Origin of the sequence: Herbiconiux aconitum (genome assembly GCF_024979235.1) — a bacterium.
Classification (GTDB): domain Bacteria; phylum Actinomycetota; class Actinomycetes; order Actinomycetales; family Microbacteriaceae; genus Herbiconiux; species Herbiconiux aconitum.
The window spans coordinates 1,537,552-1,559,469 of sequence record NZ_JANLCM010000002.1 but is presented as its reverse complement, the minus strand read 5'-3'; the positions used below and the strand labels follow the sequence as shown (position 1 = coordinate 1,559,469).

The following is a 21,918-nucleotide window of genomic DNA, read 5'->3' as shown; positions in this document are numbered from 1 at the left end:
TCACCCGGTCGCGTCAAGGGTTCTCACTCCGCGGCGTAGTCCATCGAACGTCTGTCCTCCACGATCCCGATGGCATTGCTGCCGAGCAGCAGATGCGGTGGAGGCTCCGGATCATCGGCGAGCTCGACCAGCACTCGAGCCATCGTTCCGGGATCGACCGGCGGGCTTCCGGAGTCGCCCGCGTGATCGGAGTGCATCGATCCCGGCTCGGCCACGGTCACGCGGATTCCGAACGGCTGCAACTCCCTTCTCAACACACCGAAGAAGCCATCGACGGCGAACTTCGCCGACTGGTAGGCGCCCAGACCGGGCTGCGTCGCGCCCCCACCGACGGAAGCCACCTGCACGAAGTAGCCGCTGCCCTGGCTGCGGAAGTAGGGGATCGCCGCCTTCGTCACGAAGACGGTTCCATAGAAGACCACGTCGACTTGTGCCACGAACTCTTTGAGTGCCATCTCCTCGATCGGCGCCGAGTCGGCGTATCCCGCATTGTTGACGACGACATCGACGCTCCCGAACCGGTCGACACAGCGCCCCATCGCGATACTGCATTCCTCCGCATCGGTGACATCGAGGTCGATGAGCTGCAACCGCGACCCGTGGTCGGCGATCAAGTCGTCGAGACCCGCCGTCCACCAATCCGTTGCCGCGACCCGATTGCCCGCGGCCAAAGCGGCCTCGACGATCGATCGCCCAACGCCTCGGGAGCTGCCCGTCACGAACCACACGTCGTCGCTCATGAGGGCTGACCTCCGTTCGCTTCTGGTGTCATGGTCAGGGTCCTTTCATCGAACGTCCACTCCATCTCCCCAGCATGCAGAAGCCCGACCCTCCATACATGCGTCATGTGACGCAATCTCCGGAGGGGACTTTTCACGTCGCTGCGGCGATAATTTCAAGCATCGAAGGGAGCCGGCATGCCGTTCATCGCCCGACAGCACGAACTCGCCGTCCTTTCGGACTTTCTGTCCGAGATCCCACGTCACGGGTCGGCCATCCACATCATCGGCGAGAAGGGGATCGGCAAGTCCCGGCTCGTTCAGGAGGCGTCGCTGATCGCATCCCGGACGGGCATCAGGGTGCTGACGATGCCGAGCGGCGCCGCGGACGGCGACACACCCTACGCCGCGCTGAACGAGCTGCTTCATCCGCTCCTGACGGAGCCGGCCGAGGTGTCCGAGCAGCATCGCGCCGCACTGACATCCGCCTTCCACTCACGGAGGCCTGGCGTGGACAATCCGCTCGTGCTGTACACGGCGGTTCTGCGCCTGCTCGACCGCTCGGCCACTCGGCAGCCCCTCCTGATCGTGGGTGACGACACCGAGCAGCTGGACGCCGCGAGCGCCGCCGCGCTGTCCTTCGTCGCCCGCCGACTCCGCGACAGTCGCGTCGGCGTGATTCTCGTCTCCGCGCGGGTCACGAACGACGATCGGAGTTCCGGGCTCCGCGAGCTCCGCCTCGGAAGGCTCGACGATGTCGCCTCTGCCCGTCTGGTCGGGAATCTCGCACCGCACCTGCCGCACCGTGAGCGACAGGAGATCGCTCGTCGGGGTGGAGGGAACCCCCTGGCGATCGCGGAGCTCGTGCGCTTCGCACGAATCGGGTGGGAGCCGACAGAACGGCCGGCGCTCGCAGAGATCTCGTCGGCCGCCGCGCCCTTCCTGCATTCCGTCGAAGCGCTGCCCGCGGCGACCCAGGACGCGCTTCTGCTCGTGGCTGTGGCCCGCGACACCGACCTCGCCGCTCTCCGGGCGGCGGGTCTCGAGGTCGCGGCATTGCAGCCTGCGGAGCACGCCGGGATCGTCGTGGTGGACGCGCGCACAAGAGTGGTGTCCTTCACCCACCCGCTGACCCCGGTCGTGCTCCTGCGATCGGGAAGCAGGGAGCGCATCCGTCGATCGCACCTCGCTTTCACGGTAGACGAGCGCATTCCTCTTCGCGAGCGGGCGTACCACCTCGCCGAGGCGACCTCCGGGGCCGACGAGCGAGTGGCGGGCCTTCTCGAGAGCTCAGCCCGTGCGTCTGCCTACCGTGGCGACCTGGATGCGGCGGCATCCGACTTCGAGCGCGCCGCGCGTCTCAGCCCGCGTGCGGGTCAGCGCCGTCGTCGGCTCGCTCTGTCCGCCTTCTCGGCGGTCGGCTCCGAAGGCGACCACGAGATGCGCAGCAGCCGGCTCGAGGAGCTCACCGACGAACTGGCCCACGGCCCAGGATCGTTGTATGCCGCCGTGGCGACAGCACACGCCGGTCTGACGGGCGGCCTGACTGTCACCCGCGCCTCTCACATCATCCGGCACGCCGTGGAGTCCGGCGAGCACGGCTGGCACGCGGGCGACGGAGAGTTGATCGACGCTCTCGGCGCGTGGCTCGACCTGCTGTGGGCCGTTGGAGACGAGCGCGAATGGGACAGCTACTTCTCGGCGCTCGACCGCCTTCGCCCGACGGCGCCTGAGCCGTTGCAGACGCTGAGCATCGCCTTCGCCGACACCCTGCGGATGACGGGTGCGCAACGCGACGACATCACGTCCATGCTGATGAAATCCGACCAGCACGAGTCTGCGCAGGTTCTGCGGGCCACCACTGCGGCGATCTTCATGGATGCACTCGACCTCGGGGTGCCGCCGGCAGCCCGGCAGGTCGCGGAAGGCCGACGCAACGGGCACTCGCAGCGGTCGCTCCGGTCGCTCGCGATCCTCGCGCTCCGCGAATTCCAGGCGGGCAGCTGGGATGACGCGGCGAGCCTCGTCGGCGAGGCGCGGGCCGTGGAGGACGACCCACCCGGGTTCGAGCGCATCGTCTTGCATTACGTCGGTGGCCTGCTCAGCGCCGGTCGGGGAGATGCAGAAGGCTGCGAGCGCTCGGCCGGGCATCTCGATGAGATGGGACGACGGCTGGGTGCTGCCGGGCTGCTGCGATTCGGCGTGCACATCCGGGAGTTCGATGCGTCGGGCCGTGGAGACTGGGAAGAGGCCTACCGGTTGTGCACCACCACGGGGGCTCCGGGAACGTTCCCGCGGTACGTGCCCCAATCGATCTGGTGGGCGTTCGATCTCGTGGAGGCAGCCATGAAGCTCGGGCGGCTCCCCGACGCCCGTGCTCATCTGACCGCCATGGAGCGGGAGGATTTCGCCGGACTCTCTCCGCGGCTCGCGATTCTCGCCTCTGCGGCACGGGGCCTCGTCACCGACCCGGATGGGAACGACTTCTTCGAGCGCGCCCTCGGCGATCCCACGACGATCCGGTTTCCGTTCGACACCGCGCGGGTGCACCTCGCCTACGGCACGCACCTCCGCTCGGTGAAGCAGTCGGAGGAGGCGCGAGACCACCTCCGTGCCGCACTCAGCACCTTCGAGGGTCTCGGCGCGAGGCCGTGGGTCGATCGTGCCCGTGATGAACTTCGCGCGGGACGCGCCGGGTCGGCCATCGACGCGACCGTTCTGACGGCTCCGGAACAAGCGGTGGCTGCGCTCGCCGCCCAGGGACTGAGTAACAGGGAGATCGCGGAGCAGCTCTTCCTCTCCCCACGGACGGTGAGTCGGCACCTGTACCGGGTGTTCCCGAAGCTCGGCATCTCCAGCCGAGCGGCACTGCGGGATGCGTTGCAGTCACACGATCAGTGAAGCGAGCCCTCGACGTCGCGATCGCCGCCCGGATCAGGCTCCGGCGGCCGCGATTGCGGCCCGAACCTCACCGGCGAAGCCCTTGACGGTGAAGCCTTCGGGCAGGCTGTCGATGAGGACGAGGTCGGCGATCGAGCTTCCGACACGGAGATGGACGATCTTTTGGTAGGCATCGGAGTGATACCAATTCTCGGCGGCCGCGCGATCGGGGAACTCCATGAGCACCACCGAGCCCGGCCAGGCGCCCTCCACGACGACGTCGGGGGCGCCCTGGGCGAGCCACGTGCCCCCGAACGGCGCCACCGTCGCTTCGACCTGTTCGAGGTAGCTCAGACCGTCGTCGTTCGGAACATCGGCAGGGATTCGGAGATGATTGATGAGATACGTCGGCATGGTGTCGATCCTTTCGTTGGCTTGATTTCCCGCGACTACCGGCTGGCGACGCGGCTCAGCTGGCGCGCGCGAACCGATTCCCCGAAGTCGGCACCGGTCGTGCGGAATGACATCAGCAGTTCGATCGTCGTGGTCCTGAGGATGCGTGCCACCTGGTCGCAATCGACCGGGGTTTCGTCGTGCAGGTGGGGAAACAGGGATTCCGCTCTCGCTCGCAGTTCGAAGGCCGCCGCGGCCGCCCTCACCTCGCCGACGGGTTCGGCGAACACTCCTGTGCAGAACCGTGCGACGGCGATGGCGGCCCGGGGAGGCCCGTGCGGCCCCTCGTTCGTCTCGGCGAAGTCAAGTCCGACCACGACGCGGAGGGAGTCGTGGTCGTGATGGGTGAACAGCTCGACCCTCCCGTGGCCATCGACATCGCAGGTGCCCCGGCCTGCGAAGGTGACCGCCGAGTACGGGCGTTCAAGCGGGCGGTCGTCTTCGGTCGATTCCCCGGCATCTTCGTCGAAGACCAGGACGTCGCCGAAGTGGAAGCGATCTCCGATCCGATGCCCGTCGGGTTCGCGGGTCACCCGGATGATCCACTGGAGCGGCCGGTCGGTGCCGTCGACCGGCGTCACCGCGATATGGCTCCTCGCGCCGCGGGGCTGGAAGTCGGAGGTGCTAGGGGAGTTGAACACATCGAACCCTCTCGTGGACATTCGTAGAAGTAATCAGGTCTAACTTCAGCCTTAAGTTAGCACCATTTACTTCACGTCACTAGGGTGAGTTCACCTGGATTGGCGGATTTAATCCCCCCAACACTCCATGTAAGACAGTCTCACATGGAGTCGTTGGTTTCGAGGTCGTCGCCGGATTAGCATGCCGGATCGATTGGCTTCGACGCCACGCTGCGAGATGATTCCCACACGGGTAGTCGGAGGGGGACCAACGTGGACGACAAGATCAGCCAGTACATCGAGAAGGTGGAGCCGTGGCAGGCCGTCGTGTGCCGAGAACTGCGCACGATGGTGCACACGACGATTCCGGATGTCGAGGAGAGCTTCCAGTACGGCAAGCCGCACTTCCTGAAGAACGGGGAGTATGCAGCAGTCATCGCCGTGGCCAAGGACAAGGTGAACTTCATGGTGTTCAACGCTCAGGAGGTTCCGGAGGTCAAGGGCGTGCTTCGTTCCCTGGGCAACGGCGAGCGCAAGGCTGCCACCCTGACCGATGGGCAGGACGTCGACTACCCGTTCCTGGCCGACATCCTCGCGAAGACCACCTCCGCCCCTTAGAGGCCCCGTGGAGAAGGCGCGCCAGGAGCCCGGCTATCCATCGGCCTCCGGCGGGGCAAGGCTCTCGGAGAGAGCTTCGGTCAGCACGTCGGCCAGGAAGGTGCTCTTCGTGGCGGCGATGAGGAATCGTCGGGCGTTGTCATCGAGGTAGCCCCGGTGCAGCGCGTTCACGACGATCTCGCGCGTCGCTTCGCGTCGGCCGGGCGACAAGGTGGCGACGATCCGGTCAGCCTCGGCGAGCACCTCGTGATTCATGCGCTTCAAGATACGGCAGCGTGGAGTCCTGGTCTACCCGACCTCACCTGCGGATCGACGTCGTGACGAAAGGAGAGGTGGCCGCCCGCATCAGGGCGCTGTAGTCGAGCCCGAAGGAGAGCTCGTCGCCGACCGAGACGTCGTGGTCTCCCACATCGACGATCAGATGATCGCTGCTCATGCCGAGGATCGTGATGCCGGGCGGCGGCACGAGGCCGTCGGGATCGGCGTCCTGACGCCCGAGCGCGACGATGGCCTGACGGATCGTTCCGCTGCGGCGCCGGGGCGGTCGGTGACCGAAGGATGCCTGCGCGATCTCGCCCCACGGCTGCGCCGGCTTCGTCTTGGCCTCGATCACCTCGCCCACCAGCGTGAACGCATCGGAGCGGAGCCCGTCGATCGGGCGCCGATTCAGCGGCTCGGTTCCGAGCAGGATCGATTCGCCGAGACGCAGTTCATCGATCCGGCCGACGTCGTCGGACGCGAGCGCCCAATCGAGGTTGGCGGAGTTGCCACCGGAGACGACCGACAGTGTTGCGCCGCACACCGCTTCGACGGCGTCGACGAGGCGGGAGAGCTCATCCATCTTCCGCTGGTCGGGCACGACGCCGCTGTGGCAGGCCAGGTTGGTGCCGAGGCCCGCGAGGGTGAGGCCGGGCCGTCGTTCCACGGATTGCGCGGCCGCCACCACATCCTCGGCAGCGATGCCCTCGCGCAGGTCGCCGAGCTCCACCATCAGCACGACGGCGTGGGTGGAGCCGTTGCGGAGCGAGGCGGCCGAGAGCGCGTCGAGAACGACCGGCTCGGTGTTCAGACTGGTGTCGGACACCCGGATCGCCCGATCGACCTGGCCGAGCATCGGCGATCGGATCAGCGTGAGCGGCAGGGCGACGCCCCCGCGCCGCAATCGCTCCAGATTCTCCACACGGGAGTCGCCGAGGCCGGAGGCCCCACCGCGCAGCATTGCCTCGGCGACCGCCGGCAACCCTCGCACGGCCTTGGAGACGCCGGTGACGCGGATGCCGGCCGGAACGAGCCGGTCGACGAGCGTGCGGGTGTTGGACGCGATCGCGTCGAGATCGATGTCGAGCCGCGGGGCGGTCACCGCACGCTCGAGGCGAGCGGCACCTCCAGCGCCGGGAATGCCCGCAGCACCATGTCCACCAGCCTGTCGAGCGGGCGGGTGAGCGGGTCGGTCACCGGGAGGCCGAGGTCGAGTTCGTAGTCGTCGATCACCGCACCGATCTCGTCATCGGTCATGAGCTCGTGGTTGATGGTGACGCCGATCACCCGGGTGTCGGCGAAAGCCTCGATCAGTGCGATCTCGCTGGCCACGGTCGGCATTGCGACCATCGGGAAGTCTCCGAGCACCCTGCGCTTCGGAGCATGCTGCACGATCACGCCCGCCGGCTGGCTTCCCCGCAGGATATGCGCGGAGGTGATGTAGGCGGGGTGACTGAGCGCGCCCTGGCCTTCCACGACGATGACGTCGGGGTCTTCGCCTTCGAACGCCGCCACGACCTGGTTCTCGACCTCGCCGGAGCAGAATTGCGGAACCAGGGCATCGAGGGCCACGCCGTATTTCCCGCCCTGGATGATGGTGGTCTGCCCGGTGCCCACCAGCACGGCCTTGATGCCGGCGGCGTTCAGGGCCTGCACGAGCAATGTGGCCGTGGTGCGCTTGCCGATGGCGCCGTCGGTGCCGAGCACGGCAATGCGGGGGCAGGTCACGTCGAAGATGCGGCCCGAGAAGAGGTGCAAGTGCTTCGTGTCCTTCGGGCGCCGCACGTCGGTGATCGTGACCTCGGCCCGTAGGGCGGCGGCCACGAACTCGGCGTCGTCGTTCAAGAACTCGTGCAGCCCGTTGATGATGTGCATCCCGCGCGAGATGCCATCGAGCAGCACGACGCGTTGATCGGCGGAGAGCAGTCCGTCGGCAGGAGCCACGCCGCAGATGAGATAGTCGGGCACACCGCCGGCGTGCCCGATGGCGTCGGCCAGGGTCGCGAGCACCGGGATGCCGTTGGTCGTGCCGTCGAGGAAGAGCCCGGCGTCGACACCGGCGTGCCGGCTGTCGATGACGCTGAGCACCTCGTACTTCTCGGAGTGGCGCACCAGACCGTTGGCGGTCTTGCCGTCTTGCTCGCCGAACTGGCCTTCGCAGTAGACCACGGCGGTCGTGCCGAGGGGCAGGGCGGTCAGGGGCGATTCGGAATCGGATGAAGCAGAACGGGGGGCAGACAAGAGCGTGACATTCCTCTGAATAATTCAGAGGAGGCGACGGCATCGTGGCGGGGCCGGACGGCCCAACGGTCAACGAGAAGTCTTCCCTGATTCCGGCGGGTGCCGGTAGGCGAACCATAGCAGCCGAAGCTCGGTAAGGGTGCTGGCGGTGTTCGTGATCTAGGTTTGAGCCACCGGCGCCGGCGCTGCCGGGCGCTGACGGCGGCGGAAGAGCAGGGCCGAGAGCACGGCGCCGAACGCGAAGAACCCGGCCCCCCACCAGTAGGCGGTGGCGTAACTGGCCACCGCCGCGTCGGCCATCACCTGCTCCGTCGCGGGCAGGTGCCCCGCGACGTAGTTGGCGGCCGCGGTCGCGGCGAGCGTGTTCAGCAGTGCCGTGCCGATCGACCCGCCCACCTGCTGGCTGGTGTTCACGAGGGCGGATCCCACGCCCGCGAAGTGGCCGTCGATGCCGAGGGTCGCGGTCTGGATCGAAGCCGGCATGATCGACCCGATGCCGAGTCCCAGGATGATGAAGGCGGGCAGCAGATCGGCTGCATAGGTGCTCTCCAGGGTCAGCCGCGTGAACAAGATCATGCCGATGGTGGCCAGGATCATGCCCGTCGGCACCAGAATCTTCGGGCCGAGGCGGGGCAGCAGCAGGTTCGTCGACAGCTGAGCGGCGAGGATCAGGGATGCGATCATGGGCAAGAATGCCACGCCGGTCTGGACGGGTGTGTAGTTGAGTGATTTCTCGAGATAGAAGGTGACGAAGAGGAAGACGCCGAACAGGCCGGCGCCCGAGATGAACACCGAACTGAATGAGGCGCCGCGGTTGCGGTTGACGACGATCGCCAACGGGAGCAGCGGATGCGACGCCCGCCGTTGCCAGAGCACGAAGGCGATCAGCAGGATGCCGCTGGCGACGAGCATCCCCCAGCTCAACGGGGAGTCCCACCCGTCGGTCTCGGCGTTCGACAGGCCGTACACCAGTGCGAACAGGGCGGTGACCGCGAGGATCGTGCCCGGCACGTCGAGCTTCGGGCGCGGACCGTCGAGCGTGACACTCACCACGAAGATCGCCCCACCGATGACCGCTGCGATCGCGATGAACACGTTGATGTAGAGGTTCCAGCGCCAGTCGAAGTACTCGGTCAAGAACCCGCCGAGCAGAAGGCCGATGGCGCCACCCGCTCCGGCGATCGCCCCGAAGACACCGAACGCGCGCGCGCGTTCCTTCGGGATGGTGAAGGTGGTGGTCAGCACCGCCAACGCGGTCGGCGCGAGCAAGGCAGCGAACGCGCCCTGCACGGCACGGGCGGCGACCAGGGTGCCGAAGCCGGGCGCGGCGCCACCGACCGCCGACGCCACGGCGAAGCCGATGAGGCCGATGATGAACGTGCGCTTGCGGCCGATCAAGTCGGAGAGGCGGCCACCGAGCAGCAGCAGACTGCCGAACGCGAGCGAATATGCCGTGATGACCCATTGCCGGTCGGCATCGGAGAAGCCGAGCTCGGCCTGCGCCGCGGGGAGCGCGATGTTCACGACCGTGGAGTCGAGCACCACCATGAGCTGGGCGAGCGCGACGGTGGTGAGAATCCACCATCGCCGGGAGGCGGTGCGCGGTGCGGAGTGCTTCGAGACGGACATGGGTTTACCTCTCGGTCGGATCGGTCAAAAAGCGGGGAGGAAGGCGATGACGATGGGGAGCGTGACCACGGAGAGCACGCTGGAGAACAGCACGGTCGCGCCGGCTGCGGGAGGTTTCGAGCCGTAGCGCAGCCCGAGCAAGAGGCCGACGAACCCCGCGGGGAGGGCGAGGAGCAGCACGGTCTCCTGGGCCAACGGGCCGGTGAGACCGACGGCGAGCACGATGGCGACGGCCAGCGCCGGGCGGCCCACCACCGCGATCAGAGTGGAGATCACGGCGACGGTGGAGAAGCGGATGGGTTGGGCCGAGATCACGAGCCCGGTGAGAAAGAGCGCCAGACCCGCGGTGACCGCGCCGATCTCGGACAGCGTCGCATTCACCAGGGGCGGCAGCGGGAGCCCGGCGAGCGACCAGACCAGTCCGAGCACCGGGCCGATGACGATGGGCTTCCGCAGTGACGCACCGATCGCGCGGAGGATGGTGCGGGAGCGCGGCCCCGCGGCGGAGGCGCTCTTGCGGATCTCCAACACGGCCACGGTCAGAGGCGACATCGTGATCGAGCCCACGGCGAGCACCGTGGCGACACCGAGCATCCCGGTGGGCCCGAGCACCGATCCGGCCAGCGGGATGCCCACCGCGGCTGCGTTCGGAAACGAGACCGTCAGCGCCTGGACAGCCGAGTCGCCCGCATCCTGCCGCGCCGTTCGCCGGGAGAGCAGGTAGGTGGCGCCGTAGCCGGCGGCCATCACGAACAACGAGATCGCGGCCAATGGCCAATGCGCGACGACGTCGGCGCGGCTCGCCGACGACAGCACCACGAACAGCGAGATCGGCAGCGCGATCGACATGACGATGGTGTTGAGGCTGCGCACGTTCTGGTTGTCGACCAGCCGCGTCTTACCGGCCGCGAAACCGAGCGCCATGACGAAGAAGACGGGAAGCAGCGCGGTCGCGATCTCGAGTGGCATGCCGCCTCCTGACCGGCTGGTCGCGATTGACGTGTGCGCCAAAGTAGCAGCCATCCCGCTACGGCACCAGCTATTCACAGCTGCCTCGAACTGCTAGCTTGTCGCCCAATCGGCCGGATGTGTGCCGCAGCGCAATCGAGAACGGAGACCGGGATGAGCCGGGTGCACGCGGCACTTCTCTTGCTGTCGTTCTCAGCGGGGGCGGCCGATGCCTTCGCCTTCCTGGCGCTCGGCGGCATCTTCACCGCCAACATGACCGGCAACCTCATCCTCACCGGCATGTTCACCCGGCCGGAGTTCGCCCTCACGTTGCTCGCGGCCCTGGTGGCGATCGTGTTCTTCGTGGGTGTGCTCTACGCGGCCTTCCGGCTGACCGCGACGCCGACGACGATTGCCGTCACGCGCCCCCGCGTGGTGCGCCGACTGGTGCTGCCTTCCATGGCGCTGCAATCAGCGGTGGTCGTGATCTGGGCGCTGCGCCCCGACAGCACCGCCGTGTTCGAACGCTGCGTCGTGATCGCCCTCTCCGCCTCCGCCCTGGCCCTGCAGACCGTCGCGGCCAAGAAGCTCTCGGATGTCGATGGGGTGACCACCACCTACGTAACGGGAACACTCACCGCCACCATGCAGGCTGTGGCCGAACGGCATGAGTCGGGGCAGCTCATCCGGGTGCTGTCGGTGATCGCGCTGCCGGTGGGAGCGGTGGCCGGCACGGCAGCCTTCGCGCTCGCCGCAGGGGCCGGGCCGGTCGTGGCGTGGCTGGCGGCCGGTGCCGCCACGATCCTGCTCGCTGTGAGCCGCCCGGGCAGCGCCGCGAAGCGCTGACCGGGCCGACCGTCAGAGCAGGCTACTCACCCGACAGACCGGATGCGCGTCGACGACGGGTGCGAATGAGCACGGTCGTGCCGAGGAGCGCGAGCAGGATCGCCCCGACGATCGCTCCGGTGGGCAGCTCGGCGCCGGTGTTGGCCAGAGCGACGCTCCCGTCGGCGCCGTCGATCGGAATGGTGGGAGTCGTGCCGGGGTTCGCGACCGCGGCGCCTTCGATGGTGAAGTCGAAGGCGACGGGTGCGGATTCACGTGTGCCGAGCGCCTGCACGACCGACGCCTCATAGGCGCCGGCGGTGAGCGCCTGGGGGAGCACGATCGACCAGCGGCCGTCGTCGTCGATCACGTCGGTTCCCGCGATGCTTCCCGACATGCGCACCTCGGCGCCCGGCAGGCCGGTTCCGGAGAACGTCGTCAGCTTCGTGGTGGCGGGCAGCGATCCCTCGGGTGCGTCGACGACCGTGAGGCCGGTGAGGTCGGCGCGTGCGGTCAGCCACTCGCTCTGGTCGAGCACGTGATCGACGATGCGGGTCTCTCCGATGCATCCGTTCCAGCCGGCGCCCGGCTGGTTGGAATCCATGCCGGCGCCCAACAGCCACGGGGCGTCGGGAACGAAGCTCTGGCCCACGTTGTCGGTCGCGTTGCGGAGCACGGGTGCCCCGTTCACGTACATCGTGGTCGCGCGGGTCGCCGGGTCGTTGACGATGGCGACGTGCATCCAGGTGTCGAGCTGGATCTCTCCCGACCAGTTCACCCGGTCACCGAGTCCGGGCTCATTGGGGATGACGCTCCACTGGAATTCCTTGAGGTTCGACAGGCCCAGAACAACCGGTCCTCCGTTACCCCACCGGTCGTAAGGCACTCCCGGCATCTCGTTGCGGTTGCCCGCTCGGATCAGCGCCATCATCCACTGGTTCGTGCTGGCCGTCCACGACTTGTCGATCTTCAAGAACGACTCGATCGTGTACCCGTTGTCGAAGGACTCGTTGTTGACGGGGGCGTCGCTCGAGGTCTCGAGGTAGCTGTAACGCGAGTTGTTGCGGTCGGCGTTCGCGAAACAGACGCTCGCGTCGTCGGACGACAGGTAGGCGTGGTCGGAGCCGATGGTGACGTCGCCCACTTCGGCGTTCGTTGCGCCGGACTCGGCGATGCCGACCCGCGTGAGGTCGTTGCCGCCTGCGACATCGGGCACGCTCTGGCCTTCGGCGACGACACCGGAGTTCCCGGTGAAGCGCCAGTGCGCCAGCGTGCCGGCGACGTCGACGTAGTCATCCGAGTTGCCTGGCGCCTCGGTCGACACGGGGTCAGGACCCGTGAAGCCGTCCAGCAGGATGTCGCGCGCCTTCTGCGACAGGGAAGGCTGCGTGGCGGGGCCCACCGCGAAGGTCGGGTCGAAGCTCGCGAATCGTGCGGCGAAGTCGATCGGCACGACGAACTGCTGGTTCACTCCTTCGAGGAACGGCTGGTCGTAGCTCGTGAGCTTCTCCTGCGGCTTCCAAGTGACCCAGGGGGAGGCCGTCTGCACGGTGATGGCGTTGTGGCTGAGGTCGAACTCGAACAGGCCGAGGTAGCCGTCGCCGCCCTCGTACGCCATCTGGTAGTCGATGACGATCTGGGTGACGGAGTGGCCGAAGTCGTTCGTCTTCACGAGGTGGGACTCACCGTGGAAGTGCCCGTTGATGGTCAGGAAGATCTGGTCGTTGCTCGTGATGAGCTTGTCCCAGAGTTCGAGGCCGTACTCGGTCTCCTTCGGGGAGATGGCGTCGGAGTCGATGTCGATCACCTGGTGGGTCGTCAGGATGACGGGGAGCGTGGGGTGGGCGTCGATCACCGAGTCGGCCCAGGCGATGGTCGCATCCGACACCCGCCAGCTGAGCGCGAGCACGAGGTACTGCTGCCCCTCGGCCTCGAAGACGTGGTACTGGCTGAGCCCGGTCGGGTCGCTGCCTTCATAGGTGGAGACGTTCTTCGCGCGCTCCGGTCCGAACCATTTCAGGAACGGCTCCTGGCTGAGATCGTAGGCGGTGTCGTCGAGGTCGTCGTTCGAGTCGCGCACGTCGTGGTTTCCCGGTGCGGTCGAATAGGGGACGTCGGCGTCGTCGAGTGTTCTCATGGCGTTGTCGGCCGCGACCCACTCGCGCTCCTGCCCCGACTGGTCGACGATGTCGCCCAGCTGGGTGACGAACGGGATGTTGAGGGCGTCGCGGTTCTCGGCGAGCCACTCGGTCTGCACCTGGTAGGGGTCTTTTCCGTACCGCGGCTGGAACTGGTCGGCCGAGTAACGCGAGTAGAACTGGGTGTCGGGCAGGACAGCCAGCGTGAAGCGCGAACCGAGGTCGTCGGCGGGGGCGGCCTGCGACGCTGGTACGGCGACGAACGACGACAGCGCGATCGCTCCGGCCGCGGCAGTGGCGATCGCGCCGGCGCGGATGAATCGGAGGCGGGATGGTGGACGGGGAGTTGCGGGAGGCACGGATTTCCTTCTGGATCGACGTCGGCAAGACGCTCTCGAACGGGAGCGCATCCACCCTTGTGTCTCCATCGGTCCCGAAGGTTGCTGGCGCGTGAACGACATGCTGACCGGGTCGGAACGTCGCCGATGCGGGGCCGACCGCGCCGGCGACCGGTCGCTAGACCCCGCCGCCGGCGGCCATACGCATCAGGTCGGTGTCGAAGTCGACTTCGGCGGCGGAGCCTTCCGAACGCGTCGCGTTGCCCGAGAACTGGTGCTGATAGCCCGCCCAGGCGCCGTCGGCGATGGATCGGCCGACGCCGCTCCGCACGAGGAGCGCGAGCTCGGTGGCGGCGCGCTCGATGCGGTCGCCGAGTGCGGTCGACCCCCAGTCCTCCGGGGCCGCGAACACCGAGGTGGGAACCGCGAGGGCACGGAGGAAGGCGAACAGCGGCCGCAGCTGCTCATCGGCCACCATCGCGTGCCGCGCGGTGCCTGCCGTGGCGGCGAGCACGACCGGGGTCGCGATCAGCAGGTCGTTGTCGAGAACGTCGGCGAACGACTTGAAGAGTCCGCTGATGCCGGCTTTGTAGACGGGCGTGCTCGCGATCACGGCATCCGCGTCGGCCAGCCGGTCGATCGCCGCCTGCACGCGGGCGTTCGGGAACCCGGAGACGATGTTCTGCGCGATGTCGACCGCGAGCGGGCCGAGCTCGATCACGCCGACGGATGCCGGCTGGCCCGCCTCTGCCAGCAGGTCGACGGTCTTCTGGGCGAGACGGTCGGCGAGCAGCCGGGTGGACGAGGGATCGCTCACGCCCGCGCTGATGATGACGAGCCGCACGGGGCGTTCGGCGGAGTCGGAGGTCTGGGGGGTTGCTTCTGTGGTCATGACTTCATCCTTTCCAAGGCGCGCCGCTGAACGTCGGCGCTCGTGCCCGGAGCTCCGGCGAGCAGCGCGAGACTGACGTCGCGGAGGGTCTGCAATTGCTGTCGGTCGAGGGAGCGGGTCATCGTCTGGGCGATGAGGCGGGCGAGGTTGCGGCCGACCGCCCGCTGCACGGCTCGGCCGTCGTCGGTGAGGCGGATGCGCCGGGCTCGCGCATCCGCGGCGTCGCCCGCTCGTTCGACGAGCCCGCGGGACTCGAGCCGAGCGATCATCCGCGACATCCCGGGCTGGGTGAGGAGCACGTCCTCACCCAGCTCGGTGATGCGGAGGCCCTCCGGCTCGGAGGACAGGGCGTAGAGCACCGCGTACTCCTTGGTGAGCAGGCCCTCCCAGATGTCGGCGTCGTTGAACTCCTGGCCGATGGTGGCTTGTGCCCGGTAGTAGGCCTCCCAGGCGTCGTTCGCCAGACGGTAGTCGCTGATGTCGCGGCTGTCGGGCATGCTCAGACCGCCAGCGGGAAGCTGGCCTGTAGCTCGGGATCGCTGTCCTGGTAGGGCGAGGTTCCGGAGAGGTTGTCGCCGCGGTTCGGGTTCGGTCGAGGCTGGCGCGGCTCCGCGTCGCCGTATTTCTCGGCGATCAGGCTCGCGTGAGTCGGCGCATCCGGAACTCCCGGTGCACGGCGCGCGGCCATCTCCTTGCGGAGCACCGGCACCACCTCGGTGCCGAGCAGTTCGACCTGCTCGAGTGCCATCTCGACGGGCAGGGCGAGACCATCGAGCGCGAAGAGCTGACGCTGGTAGTCGCCGAAGCCCTCCTGGAACGAGAGCGTCTTGTCGATGACCTCCTGCGGGCTGCCGACCGAGAGCGGAGTGCGCTCCATGAAGTCGTCGAGCGAGCTGCCCTTGAAGATCGGATAGTTCTCGAAATAGGGGCGGAACGCCTTCACCGCGTCTTGCGAACGCTTGGCGATGAACGACTGGCCACCGAGGCCCACGATCGCCTGGTCGCGCGTGCCGTGGCCGTAGTGCTCGAAGCGGTCGCGGTAGAAGTCGACCAGCGGCTTGAAGTGGAGGTTCGGCGCGAGCACGTTGTTTGCGAAGTAGCCGTTGCCGTAGAACGCTGCCTGCTCGGCGATCTCGGGGGTGCGGATCGAGCCGTGCCAGACGAACGGAGGCACGTCATCCAGCGGTCGGGGGGTGCTGGTGAAGCCCTGCAGCGGCGTGCGGAAACGGCCCTCCCAGTCGACCACGTCTTCCCGCCAGAGGCGGTGCAAGAGGTTGTAGTTCTCGAGGGCGAGGGCGACGCCCTGCCGGATGTCCTTTCCGAACCAGGGGTAGACCGGCACGGTGTTGCCTCGGCCCACCATGAGGTCGAGTCGGCCTTTCGCGAGGTGCTGCAGCATGGCGTACTCCTCGGCGATGCGCACCGGGTCGTTCGTGGTCAGCAGGGTGACCGAGGTGCTGAGCATGATCTGCTTGGTCAGCGCCGCGACGTGCGCGAGCAGTGTCGTGGGGGAGGAGGGGACGAAGGGGGGATTGTGGTGCTCGCCGAGAGCGAAGACATCAAGGCCCACCTCGTCGGCGCGCTGGGCGACCTTGACGATGTTGCTGATGCGTTCGGCCTCGCTCTGGGTGTGGCCGGTGACGGGGTCGGGGGCGATGTCGCCCACGCTGAAGATTCCGAATTGCATGACGTGCGCCTCTCTCTGACGTCGGGTTCCGGCGTCTCGAAAGCGTATAACAACATGACTGCGCATGTATTCCCGTCGGCTTACAATCGTCTGTGCCCTCCGCATCCCCCGACACCGCATCCACCGCCGCGATCGACCCCGCCGATCTCGCCGTGACGCTCGACGTGCTCGCCCGAATGGCCGAGCTCGACGAGAACCACCCCGACTTCGTGGCCGTGCGGCGCGCGACCGCACTGATGTTCAAGGCGGTCAAGCGCGAACGCCGACGCGAGATCCGGGCGGCCGTCGCCGATGCCGACAAGAGCGTGATCGCCGCCACCGCCACCGGGGCGCCCGACCGCATCGACGACGAGACCCGCGGCATCCCGATCACCACCTCGACCTCGACGCCCACGGCGGGAACACTGCTGAAGGCGCGCAACTGCTACATCTGCAAGCAGCCCTACACGCTGGTCGACGCCTTCTACCACCAGCTCTGCCCGGACTGCGCGGCGATGAGTCACGCCAAGCGCGACGCCCGCACCGACCTCACCGGCCGCCGGGCGCTGCTCACCGGTGGCCGCGCGAAGATCGGCATGTACATCGCGCTTCGGTTGCTGCGCGACGGGGCTCACACGACCATCACCACCCGCTTCCCCCGTGACGCGGTGCGCCGCTTCAGCAGCCTGCCCGACTCCGCCGACTGGCTGCACCGACTGAAGGTCGTCGGCATCGACCTCCGCGACCCCGCGCAGGTGATTGCGCTCGCCGACGACGTGGCGGCGGCGGGCCCGCTCGACATCCTGATCAACAACGCCACCCAGACGGTGCGCCGTTCGCCCGGCGCCTACCAGCCGCTGGTGGAGGCCGAGCTCGCCCCGCTGCCCGACGGCCCGCTGCCCGAGCTCGTGACCTTCGGGCACACCAACGACGAGCATCCGCACGCGCTCGCCCAGTCGGTGAACACGCATCCGATCCTCGCTGCTGCGGCCGCCCGCGCCGAGGAGCTCACCGAGCAGGCCATGGCGCCCGGGTCGAGCTCGCTCGAGCGACTCGCCGCCGGCACCGCGATCGACGCCGGCGGGCTGCTGCCGGATCTGCATGACGCCAACTCCTGGACCCAGCACGTCGACGAAGTCGACCCGCTCGAGATGCTCGAGGTGCAGCTGGCGAACACCACCGCGCCGTTCCTCCTGATCTCCCGGCTCCGCGCCTCCTTGCGCAGCTCGGGCGCCCGCCGCAGCTACGTGGTGAACGTCAGCGCCATGGAGGGCGTGTTCGGCCGCGGATACAAGGGCCCGGGGCATCCGCACACCAACATGGCCAAGGCCGCCGTGAACATGCTCACCCGCACGAGTGCGCGCGAGATGTTCGAGACCGACCGCATCCTGATGACCAGCGTCGACACCGGCTGGATCACGGATGAACGCCCGCACCCCACGAAGGTGCGGCTGGCCGAAGAGGGCTTCCACGCCCCGCTCGACCTCGTCGACGGCGCCGCCCGGGTCTACGATCCGATCGTGCGCGGCCAGGCGGGTGAAGACCTGTTCGGCGTGTTCCTCAAGGACTACGCGCCGAGCAATTGGTGAAACGGGCCCATCACCTGAACCGGGCTCACATCACCGCGCCGATGTAGGAGTACTTCACGAAGACCTCGGAGGCGAGCCCCGCCTCTTCGAGCACGCCCTGCACCGCGGTGAGCATGTACTTCGAATCCCAGCCCATGTAGAGGTAGTTCGACTCGTCGAGCGCATCCCAGTGCCCGTTCCACGACTGCGCCTCGTAGATCGGGCCGCCCCGGCGGGCGCTGAACGCCACCACGCTCTCGCGAGAATCGGCCCAGAGGCGCTTGAAGATGCGGTTGAAGAGATACTTGACGTCGTAGACCTCCCAGTGCTCGCCGCGGTACTCGACGTATTCGAACTCGCGCTCCCACCCGCGCGGCCAGCCGCGGCGGCGCACCGCGTCGAGGATGGGCGTGAGTCCGTCGTCGTCGATCGACACGACGGCCGGGCGCTTCCAGACCTGGAGGAAGATCTCGGTGAGCTGCGCCGTGCGCTCGGCGATGGCTGCGGTGCCCCAGGCGGGCACCTCGGCGAGTTCGCGGGTGGTCGGCACCGCGCTCTGCGCGTACACGCCGCGCTTCTCGGGGAACGAGCCGCCGAAGGCGCGTTCCGCCAGTGCCTGCTCGAGCAGCGCGAGGTTGCCGAGGGTCTGTGCCAGCGCCCGATGGCTGTTCTGCTCGTCGTCGGTGAACTCGGCCCACTCGCGCACGCCGTCGCCGCTCCAGTCGTCGGAGGGGGCGAGCGGCACCACGTGGTCGATGTCGAGGCCGGCCGGGCTCGCGACTCCCGCGATGCGGCCGAGCACGTACGCAGCGTGGGGGAGCTCGCTGTACTTCAGCGCCACCCGCACCCGCTCGTCGGAGGGCGTGACCCGCGCGATCGCGCGCACCAGCTCGTCGGCCCCGGCCGAACGGGCGCGGCACAGGCGCGCCACCAGGCGGTCGTTGCTCACGCCCACGACGGTGCGGCGAAGGAGCAACGACTGCACGTGCTCCAGGATGCCGATGAGTGCCTCTTTCGAGACCGTGCCGTGCGAGTAGTCGAAGTAGGCGCGCATGACGAGCGGGTACATTCCGCGCCCGAAGGTGTTGAGGTAGCCGAGCTGGCGGGCGATCTCCGGATCGGCTTCCTGGGCCGGATCGAGCAGCACCCGGTAGGCGTCCGAGTACTCGCGCCACTCGGTCGCGTGCGCCCGTAGGGTCGCGAGGTCGAGCCGCGGGAACTCGTGCCGGAACGCGTCGTAGACCCCGCGCTCGCCGGCGATCGCGACCTCGCGGCCGGTGGTCATCACCAGGTAGTGCCGCCAGAAGCTCCCGATCACCTCACCGGTGTTCTGCTCGATGGGCAGCCAGAAGGAGTCCTCGATCTCGCTCTGCTCGGCGTGCGAGAGGCCCATCAGCACGTAGTTGTGGATGAGCTCGTGGTCGCGCAACGGTTCGCCCGTGGAATTCAGGCTCTCGAAGATCTGCTGGGCGTTCGCATCCGGGCCTAGCGTGATGGCGACATGCTCCAGCTTCTGCAGGCCCCGCCAGATGCGGGCGACCTCGTCGGCCCGCACCTGGCTGCGGAAGAAGGCGTAGTTGTCGTCGAACCGCGAGTCGCGGAGGCCCTCCTCGGCGGAGCGCTGGTCGAGCACGACGCTCTCGAAGATCTCGGCCCAGCCGCGGTGCGGTCGCAGCTTCGTGCGGGTGGGGTCGCCGTCGCGCACCAGCACCCTCTCGAGTTCGGCCGCGAGCTCAGGGTCGTCGCCCTTCACGGTGTGGTGGAGGGCCGCCACGAGCAGCATCAGCGTGGTGATGCGCTGCTGGCCGTCGATCAGCACGAGCTCGGCGTCGTCGTCATCGTCGTCGGCCGCCGTGGAGAGGATGGAGCCGATGAAGTGCCGGTGCCGGTCGTCGGGGAAGTCGGCGACGGCCCGGATGTCGCCGAGGAGCTGCTCGCAGCCGCCGATGTCCCAGCGGTACTGACGCTGATAGACCGGCACCACGATCGTGGTCTCTGCGGCGGAGAGCCAGGCGATGGTGTTGACGGCAGTGGCTTCGACGTTCGTTGCAGTGACCAGAGCTGTGACCATAGGGGACGAGTTTACGCGACGTTCATGGCGTCATCCCGTGGCAGCACGCGTTCTCAGGACTCGGATGTTAGCCTTACCTAACCTGGGCCTGTTAAAACGTGCTGGCCCAAGACGAAAGGGCAATATCTCCACATGGGTTACATCAAATCCGCCGCTCTCGAAGAGACCGGCTACGTCGTGCTCGACCGCTACCAGCAGGAGCTCGACCCCAAGGAATGGCTCGACATCGAGTACAACGACTGGAAGTCATCCGGTGACACCCGCTTCGCTCCGCTCGCTTCGGCGAAGGGCGAGATCGAGTGCAACGGCTTCTGGAACCACGTGCCGCCGCGCACCGACAAGGACGGCGTGTGGATCGACTCGCAGACCGCCCTCGCCCCGAACCTGACGCGCCGCGCGCAGGAGCCGGGCGCCAACGTCGGCCGCTGCCGCGTGATCGAGCTGCAGCCGAACACCTACGCCGACACGCTCTACAACCTGCACCAGGACGACAACAACCGCCTGAACCCGGATGGCACCGGCTGGGTCGTGCGCGGGTTCTTCAACCTCACCGATGACAAGGACAGCTTCTTCGTGCTGCGCGACAACCGCACCGACCCGAGCGTGGAGTACCGCATCGCGCTTCCCGCCGGCGCGCAGCTGATCGTCGACACGCAGCGTCTGTGGCACGCCGCGACCCACCCCGGTCCCGACCCGCGCTACTGCCTCATCACCTCGTGGACCTCGGGCCCCGAGCTCGACGCCTACATCGAGAAGTACAACGGCCGCACCAACGTGCCGAACGTCGAGGTGTCGCAGGACATCCTCGACGCCGGCCAGGCCGAGCAGGCCCGTCGCGACGCCGCCCGAGCCGCGTACTACGCGGCAAAGGGCCAGGCCGAGAAGACCGCGATGAGCGAGGCGTAACCCGCCCCCTCACGCACGGATGCCCCGGTCACGCGACCGGGGCATCCGTGTTTCATCGAGTGGTCGGGCTACGCGGCGAGCAGCTCGAGCGTGTCGATGACGCGGTTCGAGAAGCCCCACTCGTTGTCGTACCAGGCGACCACCTTCACGTGACGGCCGTCGACACGGGTGAGAGCGGAGTCGAAGATCGACGACGCCGGGTTGCCGGTGATGTCGCTGGAGACCAGCGCGTCGTCGGAGAACTCCAGGATGCCGGCGAGGGGTCCGTCGGCCGCCGCCTGGTACGCCGCGAGGATCTCGTCGCGCGTGACTTCGCGGGAGACCACGGTGTTGAGCTCCACGATCGAGCCCACCGGAACCGGCACCCGGATCGAGTCGCCCGAGAGCTTGCCCTCGAGCTGCGGCAGCACCAGGCCGATCGCCTTCGCGGCGCCCGTCGTGGTGGGAACGATGTTGACGCCGGCGGCCCGGGCGCGGCGAGGGTCGCGGTGCGGGCCGTCTTGCAGGTTCTGCTCCTGCGTGTAAGCGTGCACCGTGGTCATGAAGCCGTGCTCGATGCCGGCCAGGTCGTCGAGCACCGCGGCCAGCGGGGCGAGCGCGTTGGTGGTGCAGGAGGCGTTCGAGACGATGGTGTGCACGGCCGGGTCGTAGGCATCCGTGTTCACACCGAAGGCAAGGGTGACGTCGGCGCCGTCGGAGGGTGCGCTCACGAGCACCTTCTTGGCGCCCGCGTCGAGGTGCGCGCGGGCGGCGTCGGCGGAGGTGAACCGGCCCGTGGCTTCGAGCACGATGTCGACGCCGAGCTCCGCCCAGGGCAATTGCGCGGGCTCGCGCTCGGCGAGCACGCGGATGCGGCGGCCGTCGACCACGAGGGTGTCGCCGTCGACCGAGACCGGGCGGCCGAGGCGGCCGGCCGTGGAGTCGTAGGCGAGGAGCCGGGCGAGGGTGGCGGGGTCGGCGAGGTCGTTCACGGCGACGACTTCGAGGTCGCTGTCGCGTTCGAGCAGGGCGCGGAGGGCGTTGCGTCCGATGCGGCCGAATCCGTTGATGGCAATGCGAGTCATGGGTTGGTGTTCCTTTCCGCCCACTAGATTCCCTCGGGGAGTCCGCCCGCACCAGTGGCCGGAGCGCCATGGTTCGCAAGGATC

19 protein-coding genes are annotated in these 21,918 nt (G+C 68.0%); 5 read left to right on the top strand and 14 right to left on the bottom strand.

Annotation, left to right across the window (positions count from 1 at the left end; genetic code table 11):
* Positions 1–23: 23 nt before the first annotated feature.
* On the bottom strand, positions 24–740 hold the full coding sequence (locus N1027_RS18855; protein ID WP_259510149.1) for an SDR family NAD(P)-dependent oxidoreductase: 717 nt from the start codon (positions 738–740) through the stop codon (positions 24–26).
* A gap of 177 nt (positions 741–917) precedes the next feature.
* Between N1027_RS18855 and N1027_RS18850 the strand changes: the two genes are divergently transcribed.
* Positions 918–3,620: an AAA family ATPase gene (locus N1027_RS18850; RefSeq protein ID WP_259510147.1), complete on the top strand. Its 2,703-nt coding sequence runs from the start codon at positions 918–920 to the stop codon at positions 3,618–3,620.
* Positions 3,621–3,653: 33 nt separating this feature from the next.
* Here N1027_RS18850 and N1027_RS18845 read toward each other — a convergent pair whose 3' ends face one another.
* Positions 3,654–4,013: a DUF1330 domain-containing protein gene (locus N1027_RS18845; RefSeq protein ID WP_259510145.1), complete on the bottom strand. Its 360-nt coding sequence runs from the start codon at positions 4,011–4,013 to the stop codon at positions 3,654–3,656.
* 35 nt (positions 4,014–4,048) lie between these two features.
* Positions 4,049–4,693: a hypothetical protein gene (locus tag N1027_RS18840; protein ID WP_259510144.1), complete on the bottom strand. Its 645-nt coding sequence runs from the start codon at positions 4,691–4,693 to the stop codon at positions 4,049–4,051.
* A gap of 252 nt (positions 4,694–4,945) precedes the next feature.
* On the opposite strand from N1027_RS18840, the gene N1027_RS18835 reads away from it, so the two are divergent.
* The gene (locus tag N1027_RS18835) at positions 4,946–5,290 is read left to right on the top strand and encodes a DUF1801 domain-containing protein (RefSeq protein WP_259510142.1); all 345 of its coding nucleotides are present in this window, start codon (positions 4,946–4,948) and stop codon (positions 5,288–5,290) included.
* Between the two features lie 33 nt (positions 5,291–5,323).
* Here the strand turns inward: N1027_RS18835 and N1027_RS18830 are convergent, their stop codons facing one another.
* The 5 genes from N1027_RS18830 to N1027_RS18810 all read right to left on the bottom strand — a co-directional run bounded on the left by N1027_RS18830 (position 5,324) and on the right by N1027_RS18810 (position 10,387).
* The gene (locus N1027_RS18830) at positions 5,324–5,545 is read right to left on the bottom strand and encodes a hypothetical protein (RefSeq protein ID WP_259510141.1); all 222 of its coding nucleotides are present in this window, start codon (positions 5,543–5,545) and stop codon (positions 5,324–5,326) included.
* Between the two features lie 43 nt (positions 5,546–5,588).
* Positions 5,589–6,650, bottom strand: coding sequence for an alanine/ornithine racemase family PLP-dependent enzyme (locus N1027_RS18825; protein ID WP_259510139.1), 1,062 nt, complete (start codon positions 6,648–6,650; stop codon positions 5,589–5,591).
* On the bottom strand, positions 6,647–7,789 hold the full coding sequence (locus tag N1027_RS18820; RefSeq protein ID WP_259510137.1) for an N-acetyltransferase DgcN family protein: 1,143 nt from the start codon (positions 7,787–7,789) through the stop codon (positions 6,647–6,649). Before N1027_RS18820 ends, N1027_RS18825 begins: the two co-directional genes overlap by 4 nt.
* 159 nt (positions 7,790–7,948) lie before the next feature.
* Positions 7,949–9,418 carry an MFS transporter gene (locus N1027_RS18815; protein WP_259510135.1) on the bottom strand — a complete coding sequence of 490 codons (1,470 nt, stop codon included), beginning with the start codon at positions 9,416–9,418 and terminating at the stop codon, positions 7,949–7,951.
* A 24-nt stretch (positions 9,419–9,442) separates the two neighbouring features.
* Entirely contained in the window at positions 9,443–10,387 is a 945-nt protein-coding gene (locus N1027_RS18810) for an AEC family transporter (RefSeq protein WP_259510134.1), read from the bottom strand.
* Between the two features lie 153 nt (positions 10,388–10,540).
* Between N1027_RS18810 and N1027_RS18805 the strand changes: the two genes are divergently transcribed.
* On the top strand, positions 10,541–11,212 hold the full coding sequence (locus N1027_RS18805; RefSeq protein ID WP_259510133.1) for a DUF1275 family protein: 672 nt from the start codon (positions 10,541–10,543) through the stop codon (positions 11,210–11,212).
* A 22-nt stretch (positions 11,213–11,234) separates the two neighbouring features.
* Here N1027_RS18805 and N1027_RS18800 read toward each other — a convergent pair whose 3' ends face one another.
* The 4 genes from N1027_RS18800 to N1027_RS18785 form a co-directional block, all read right to left on the bottom strand.
* Positions 11,235–13,688 carry a LamG-like jellyroll fold domain-containing protein gene (locus N1027_RS18800; protein WP_259510131.1) on the bottom strand — a complete coding sequence of 818 codons (2,454 nt, stop codon included), beginning with the start codon at positions 13,686–13,688 and terminating at the stop codon, positions 11,235–11,237.
* 157 nt (positions 13,689–13,845) lie between these two features.
* Positions 13,846–14,559, bottom strand: coding sequence for a CE1759 family FMN reductase (locus N1027_RS18795; protein ID WP_259510130.1), 714 nt, complete (start codon positions 14,557–14,559; stop codon positions 13,846–13,848).
* Positions 14,556–15,056 (bottom strand): MarR family winged helix-turn-helix transcriptional regulator, encoded by a 501-nt coding sequence (locus N1027_RS18790; RefSeq protein WP_259510128.1) that lies wholly within the window; start codon positions 15,054–15,056, stop codon positions 14,556–14,558. The genes N1027_RS18795 and N1027_RS18790 overlap by 4 nt, the downstream gene beginning before the upstream one ends.
* Before the next feature lie 2 nt (positions 15,057–15,058).
* A complete protein-coding gene (locus tag N1027_RS18785) occupies positions 15,059–16,246 on the bottom strand; it encodes a CE1758 family FMN-dependent luciferase-like monooxygenase (RefSeq protein ID WP_259510125.1) in 1,188 nt (395 codons plus the stop codon).
* A 92-nt stretch (positions 16,247–16,338) separates the two neighbouring features.
* Between N1027_RS18785 and N1027_RS18780 the strand changes: the two genes are divergently transcribed.
* Positions 16,339–17,814, top strand: a complete 1,476-nt coding sequence (locus tag N1027_RS18780) for an SDR family NAD(P)-dependent oxidoreductase (protein WP_259510123.1) — start codon at positions 16,339–16,341, stop codon at positions 17,812–17,814.
* Positions 17,815–17,839: 25 nt separating this feature from the next.
* On the opposite strand, the gene N1027_RS18775 is transcribed toward N1027_RS18780, so the two are convergent.
* Complete coding sequence (locus tag N1027_RS18775) at positions 17,840–19,864, bottom strand: DUF262 domain-containing protein (RefSeq protein WP_259510115.1); 2,025 nt, start codon at positions 19,862–19,864, stop codon at positions 17,840–17,842.
* Positions 19,865–19,996: 132 nt separating this feature from the next.
* On the opposite strand from N1027_RS18775, the gene N1027_RS18770 reads away from it, so the two are divergent.
* Positions 19,997–20,770, top strand: coding sequence for a hypothetical protein (locus N1027_RS18770; protein ID WP_259510105.1), 774 nt, complete (start codon positions 19,997–19,999; stop codon positions 20,768–20,770).
* 68 nt (positions 20,771–20,838) lie between these two features.
* Here the strand turns inward: N1027_RS18770 and gap are convergent, their stop codons facing one another.
* Positions 20,839–21,834, bottom strand: a complete 996-nt coding sequence (gap, locus tag N1027_RS18765) for a type I glyceraldehyde-3-phosphate dehydrogenase (RefSeq protein WP_259510104.1) — start codon at positions 21,832–21,834, stop codon at positions 20,839–20,841.
* Positions 21,835–21,918: the final 84 nt, after the last annotated feature.